Origin of the sequence: Hydrogenophaga sp. (assembly GCF_019264445.1) — a bacterium.
GTDB lineage: Bacteria > Pseudomonadota > Gammaproteobacteria > Burkholderiales > Burkholderiaceae_C > Hydrogenophaga.
Genome location: NZ_JAHVAB010000070.1, coordinates 26,248 through 32,925, shown reverse-complemented (window position 1 = coordinate 32,925; position 6,678 = coordinate 26,248). Strand labels below are relative to the sequence as shown.

Sequence of the window (6,678 nt, the reverse complement as noted above, 5' to 3'; positions counted from 1 at the left end):
GCCCCAGCGCGCGCGCCGCGCCGGCCGTGTGCTGCCACCACAGCTGCCCCGGCGTGAGGCTCAGGCCCCGCTTGGTCTGCCCTTCACGGCCCACGCAATAGGCCGCGAGCATGGTGCGAAACGGCGAGAAGCTGGTGCCACCGCCCACATCGCTCGCCAGGCCGTAGCCCATGCCGGCCTCGTCGGCGGCAAGGTAGTCAAAAAAGCCGCTGCCGAGAAACTGGTTGCTCGTCGGGCTCACAGCGGCGGTCGTGCCGGTGGAGGCCATGAGCTGGCGGTCGGCCTCGTCCAGGTGAATGCAATGCGCGTACACGGCGCGCTCGCGCAGCAGGCCGAAGTCGCCATACACGCCGAGGTAGCTGCGCGAGTCGGGAAACAGCTCGGCTGCCCAGCGCACCTCGTCCAGGTTTTCCGCCACGTGCGACTGGATCCACACATCGCTGTACTTCGCGGCCAGCTCGCCTGCACCGCGCAGCTGCGCCGGTGTGCTGGTGGGCGCGAAGCGCGGCGTGATGGCATAGCCCAGGCGGTCCACGCCGTGCCAGCGCCGGATCAGCGCCTCGGTATCGATCAGGCTGCGCTCGGTGTCATCGCGCACGCCGTCGGGGCTGTGGCGGTCCTGCAGCACCTTGCCGGTGATGAAGCGCAGGCCCCGCGCACGGGCGGCTTCGAACATGGCGTCGACCGAGGCGGGGTGCGAGGTGGCGAACGTGAGCGCGGTGGTTACCCCGTTGCGCGCCAGTTCGTCCAGAAAAAACGCCGCCACTTCGCGCGCGTGCACGGGCTCGTGAAAGCGCGACTCATGGGGAAAGGTGTAGTTCTCCAGCCAGGGCAACAAGCCAGCCGCCGGCGCGCCGATCACATCGGTTTGCGGGTAGTGCACGTGCATGTCGATGAAGCCCGGCGCGATCAGTTTGCCGCGCAGGTCTTCGACGCCCACGCCGGGGTAGTTGCCGATCAGCGTGGCGTGGTCGCCGGCAGCGCGCACCACACGCTGACCGCTCGCGTCGGGGCCAACGACCAGCAGGCCATCGGCGTCGTACACGGGGCGTTGCGCGTCGTCAAAACGCAGAAGGGCGGCGCGGTAGGCTTTCATGCAGCGCAGCTTACCCCTTCACGCGTCTGCCAACATACCGCGCCAACGATACCGCCCATACGCCGGTACGGGCGCAGACCCAAGGCGGTCAGCGGTCGATGGTGCCCTGCACGCCTTCCACCAGCCAGTTCATGCCCAGAATCTGCCCGTCGTTGAGCGCCTGGCCTGGCTCGATGGCGGTCTTGCCCTGGTTGTCGCGCACGGCGGCATTGCGCGCAGCGGTGAACACGGCCAGCTTGCCCGCGGCCATGTCGGCCTGGCGCGCCTGCACCTCGTTGCGCACTGCGGCGGGCACCTTGCTGCCGAAGCTGTCGACGCGGATCATGCCGTCCTTCACGCCGCCCCAGACGCTCGCGCTTTGCCACGTGCCATCGAGCACGGCCTGCACGCGGCGCGTGTAGTAGTCGCCCCAGAGGTGCGTGACGGCGGCGATCTGCGCGTCCGGACCGAACCGGCGCATGTCCGAGTGATAGGCCACGGCGAGCTTGCCGCGTTCCTGCGCGGCCACCATCACCGCGGTGGAGCCGGTGTGAAACGCGAGCACCTCGGCGCCCTGGTTCATGAGCGTCATGGCGGCGTCGCGCTCGCGCGGCGGGTTGAACCACTCGCCCAGCCACACCACCTTGACCGTGGCGCGCGGGTTGACCGAGCGCATGCCCAGCGTGAAGGCGTTGATGCCCTGGATCACCTCGGGGATGGGGAAGCCGGCGATGTAGCCGGCCTGCGTGGCCATGCGGCCAGCGGCCACACCGGCCAGGTAACGGCCTTCGTAGTAGCGGGCGTTGGCGGTGGCCACGTTGGGCGCGGTCTTGTAGCCGGTGATGGACTCGAACTTCACATCCGGAAACTCGCGCGCCACCTTCAGCGTGGGCTCCATGTAGCCAAAGCTGGGGGTGAAGATGATGCGGTGGCCCTGCTGCGCGAGGTCGCGGATCACGCGCTCGGCATCGGCGCCTTCGGGCACGTTCTCGACGAAGCGCGTTTCCACGCGGTTGCCGAGCGCGGCCTGCACGGCCAGGCGGCCCTGCTCGTGCTGGCGCACCCAGCCGGCCTCGGTGAGCGGTGCGACATACACGAACGCGGCCTTCAGCGGCGGTGCTGAGGTTTGCGCAAGGGTGTTGAAGGGCGATAAAAAGCTGGCGGCCGCCAGTGCGCAAGCGCACCGGGCCACGAGGTTTTTGTACATGGTGTTCCTCTACATGGCTTCCGTGAATGAAAAAGCGAGCCGGGGAAGCACCGGGCTCGCTGGGGCATGATTTTAGGCGATCGCGTCGTCCAGCAAGGCCATGAGCTCGGCACGGCGTGGCGCGCTCACAAAGCTGGCCTCGAAGCTGTTGCGCGCGAGCGTGATCACGTCATCGCGGCTCAGGTCCAGCGCCTCGACGGTCTGCACGAAGTTGGCGTTCATGTAGCCGCCGAAATAGGCCGGGTCGTCGGAATTGACGGTGGCGCACAGGCCCGCATCCAGCAGGCGCTTCATCGGATGCTGCCGCAGGTCGTTCACCACGCACAGCTTGAGGTTGGACAGCGGGCACACCGTGAGCGGCACGCGCCGGCGCGCGAGCTCGGCCACCAGCGCGGGGTCTTCGAGCGAGCGCACGCCGTGGTCGATGCGCTCAGTCTGCAGGTCGTTCAGCGCTTCCCAGATGTAGGCCGGCGGCCCTTCTTCGCCGGCGTGTGCCACCACGTGCAAGCCCAGCGCCCGGCAGCGCGCGAACACGCGCGAGAACTTGGACGGTGGATGGCCCACCTCGCTTGAATCGAGCCCCACGCCGATGAAGTGTTCGCGGAAAGGCAGCGCGGCTTCCAGCGTGGCGAAAGCGTCCTCTTCGCTCAGGTGGCGCAGGAAGCACAAGATGAGCGACGCGCTCACCCCCAGCTCTTCGCGGGCACGCACGCAGGCGCTGGCCAGGCCCTGGATCACCGTGGCCATGGGCACGCCGCGCGCGGTGTGGGTCTGGGGGTCGAAGAAGAGTTCGGCGTGCACGACGTTGTCGGCCTTGGCGCGCAGGAAATAGGCCCAGGCCATGTCGTGAAAGTCGGCCTCGTGCAGCAACACGCTAGCACCGGCGTAGTAGATGTCCAGAAAGCTCTGGAGGTTGGTGAACGCATAGGCCTCGCGCAGCGCGTCCACGCTGGCATAGGGCAGGCTCAGGCCGTTGCGCTGCGCGAGCGCGAAGATCAGCTCGGGTTCGAGCGAGCCTTCAATGTGGATGTGCAGCTCGGCCTTGGGGATGGCGGCAGCCAGTTGGGCGGGGGTCGTGGTCATGTGAGAACTCTCTTTCAGCAGGTGCCCAGCTCGATGCCCAGGCGAAGAAGGTAACGGCGGTAGGTGCTTGACACCCGGTCGGCCGGCCCGTGCACTTCGGTCGCGGGCGCGCTGCGGCCGATGGGCAGCGCGCGCGGCGATTGCGATTCCACCACCGGGCGGTCCTGCGCAAACACGCTGTCCTGGAAGGCGACCAGCTCCTGGTCGGTGGCACTGTCGCCCTGCGTGGCCATGGCGAACCACGCGGTGCAACGCTCGTGGCCATCGGGCCGGATGAAAAGCGCAATGGCGTTGCTCACCGGGTCGCCCTCGGTGGCGTCCTTGCGCAGGATGGCGGCATACGGATGGGGCACGTCGTAACGGTAGGCCATCCACGCGCCCGCATCCGCCCCGGCAAAGGCGCGGGGTTGCCAGGCGCGCGCATCGCGCACCACCAGTCCCGCCTCGCCCTCTTCTACCGCACCGGCGTGCACCTGCGCATGGCTGCGCTCGCCCAGCCAGCCTTCGTGCACAAAGCCGAAATGGCTGAGGTCGAGAAAGTTTTCCACCAGACGTGGCGCACTGGTGTCGAGCTCATAAGGGCCGCACAGCACCTGGCGCCAGGCGGCGTCGTTGCCGGGGGCGAACGCGGGCGGATCGACCAGGCCTGCGGCCAGCGCTTCCACAGGCGTCTGCAGGCGCACCCACACCAGCCCATGGTGCTCGCGCGCTTCAAACACGGTGGCCGCATGGCCGGCCGGTGGCACGAAATCGGGCGCGGCAGGCACATGCTGGCACCGGCCTGACGCGCCGAACTGCCAGCCGTGGTACGGGCATTCCAGTCGCGCGCCGTGCAGACCGGTCAACACCCGCCCCAGCGAGAGCTGCGCGCCCCGATGTGGGCAACGGTCGGCCCAGGCGTGCACGCGAGCGCCGTCGTGACCCTGCTCGCGCCAGAGCACCAGCGCCTGCCCGAGCAGCGCACAGGCCACCGGCTCGTCACGCACCTGGTGCGAGGCGATCACGGGGTGCCACAGCTGTGTTTCGATCATCTTGGTCTCGTTCCCAACAAGAAAGCCGCCCGGAGGCGGCTTTCGTTTTTCCAGGGCACGGCGGGTCCGGCTTTGCCGGCCCGCACGTGCCGCCCCCTCGAGGGGGTCGCGCGAAGCGCGGCAGGGGTGGGTCAGTTCGGCACTTTGCCTTCGACGCCCTTGACGTAGAACTTAACGCCGCCGAGGAATTTGTCGTCGGCCACGGTGTCCTTGGCCAGCACTTCCTTGCCGTCCTGACCCACGATCGGGCCCTTCCAGATGGAGAAGCTGCCGTCCTTGAGGCCTGCGCGCACGGTGTCGACCTTGGCCTTGATCTCAGCCGGCACGTCTTCAGCCACCGACACCATGTCGATCGCGCCTTCCTTCACACCCCACCACACGCCACCGGTGCTCCAGGTGCCTTCCAGGGCGTCCTTGGTGGCCTTGATGTAGTACGGCGCCCAGTTGATCACGGCCGAGCCCAGGTGGGCCTTGGGGCCGTAGGCGGTCATGTCGGAGTCCCAGCCGAAGGCGCGCTTGCCCATCTTCTCGGCGGTCTGCAGCACGGCCGACGAATCGGTGTTCTGGAACAGGATGTCGGCGCCGCCGTTGATCAGCGAGGTGGCGGCTTCGGTTTCCTTCGGTGGGTCGAACCAGCCGTTGACCCAGACCACCTTGGTCTTGATCTTCGGGTTCACCGACTGCGCACCCAGCGTGAAGCTGTTGATGTTGCGGATCACTTCGGGAATTGGGATCGACGCCACCACGCCCAGGGTGTTGGACTTGGTCATGCCGCCCGCGATGACGCCCGCCATGTACGCGCCTTCGTAGGTGCGGCTGTCATAGGTGCGCATGTTCTCGGACGTCTTGTAGCCGGTGGCGTGCTCGAACTTCACATCCTTGAAGTCGGCCGAGACCTTGAGCATGGGCTCCATGTAGCCGAAGGTGGTGCCGAACACCAGCTTGTTGCCTTGGCTGGCGAGGTCACGGATGACGCGCTCGGCATCGGCGCTCTCGGGCACGTTTTCCACGAAGCTGGTGACGATCTTGTCGCCGAATTCCTTCTCGATCGCCTTGCGGCCGTTGTCGTGCGCGAAGGTCCAGCCGCCATCGCCCACCGGGCCGACATAGGCAAACGCAATCTTCAGCGGCTCGGCCTTGGGCGCCGGTGCGGCGGCCGGTGCGGCAGCGGGCGCAGCGGCAGCAGGCGCCTCTTCCTTCTTGCCGCAGCCGATCAGGACGGCGCTGGTCAGCGCGGTCAAGGCGGCGACCTTCATCAGGGAACGTTTGCTCAGGTCTGTCATGAAAAACCTCTTGGTTGGGTGGTGCAGAAAACGGAGACGAAAACAGGAAAAAAAGATTATGCGCCTGGGTAGAACGGCTTTCCGATGGAGCTGGGCATGTTGATGCGGATCCAGGTCGGGTTGCGCGAGATCAGCACGAGCACGACGATGGTGGCGATGTACGGCATCATGGTCAGGAACTGGCTGGGCACGTTCACGCCGATGCCCTGCAAGTGGAACTGCAACATGGTGACGCCGCCAAACAGGTAAGCCCCAAGCAACACGCGTGCCGGGCGCCACGTGGCAAAGGTGGTCAGCGCCAGCGCAATCCACCCCTTGCCGGCAATCATCCCCTCGACCCACAGCGGCGTGTACACGGTGGACACGTAGGCGCCGGCCAGGCCGCAGAGTGCGCCACCGGCCATGACCGCCACCAGGCGGATGCGCCGCACGGGGTAACCCAGCGCGTGAGACGACTCCGGGCTCTCGCCGACGCTGCGCAGCACCAGGCCGGCGCGCGTGCGGTAGAGAAACCAGATCAGGCCGAGCACCAGCGCCACACACACGTAAACCATCGGGTGGTGGCGAAACAGCGCCGGTCCCACCAGCGGAATGTCGCTCAGCAGCGGGATGGCAAAGCGCGCCTGCTCGGGCAGCTTTTCCTGCACATAGCTGGTGCCCGCAAAGGCCGAGAACCCAGCACCAAACAGGCTGAGCGCCAGGCCGGTGGCGTACTGGTTGGTGTTGAGCCAGATGACCAGCCCACCAAAGATGGCCGCCAGCAGCGCACCGGCCGCCATGCCGGCCGCGAAGCCCAGCGTGGTGCTGCCGGTGTGGACCACGGTGGCAAAGCCAGCCAGCGCGGCGCACAGCATCATGCCCTCGGCGCCGAGGTTGACGATGCCGGCTTTTTCATTGATGAGCAGGCCCAGCGACGCAATGGCGAGCACAGTGCCCGCGTTGAGCGAGGCGGCGATCAGGAGTGCAATCGATTCCATATCAAGCGACTTTGTTCGAGGT

Annotated in this window: 6 protein-coding genes; all 6 read right to left on the bottom strand. The window is 67.1% G+C overall.

The window, feature by feature from the left end:
* A partial coding sequence (gene guaD, locus KXJ60_RS15670; RefSeq protein ID WP_291129984.1) for a guanine deaminase occupies positions 1-1,096 on the bottom strand: 1,096 nt, incomplete at its 3' end.
* Between the two features lie 88 nt (positions 1,097-1,184).
* Positions 1,185-2,282, bottom strand: a complete 1,098-nt coding sequence (locus KXJ60_RS15665; protein ID WP_291129980.1) for a BMP family ABC transporter substrate-binding protein — start codon at positions 2,280-2,282, stop codon at positions 1,185-1,187.
* A gap of 72 nt (positions 2,283-2,354) precedes the next feature.
* Positions 2,355-3,365, bottom strand: coding sequence for an adenosine deaminase (locus KXJ60_RS15660; protein WP_291129977.1), 1,011 nt, complete (start codon positions 3,363-3,365; stop codon positions 2,355-2,357).
* Positions 3,366-3,379: 14 nt separating this feature from the next.
* Positions 3,380-4,396, bottom strand: a complete 1,017-nt coding sequence (locus KXJ60_RS15655) for an aromatic ring-hydroxylating dioxygenase subunit alpha (protein ID WP_291129975.1) — start codon at positions 4,394-4,396, stop codon at positions 3,380-3,382.
* Between the two features lie 131 nt (positions 4,397-4,527).
* Positions 4,528-5,679 (bottom strand): BMP family ABC transporter substrate-binding protein, encoded by a 1,152-nt coding sequence (locus KXJ60_RS15650; protein ID WP_291129973.1) that lies wholly within the window; start codon positions 5,677-5,679, stop codon positions 4,528-4,530.
* A gap of 56 nt (positions 5,680-5,735) precedes the next feature.
* Positions 5,736-6,656, bottom strand: a complete 921-nt coding sequence (locus KXJ60_RS15645) for an ABC transporter permease (protein ID WP_291129970.1) — start codon at positions 6,654-6,656, stop codon at positions 5,736-5,738.
* Positions 6,657-6,678: the final 22 nt, after the last annotated feature.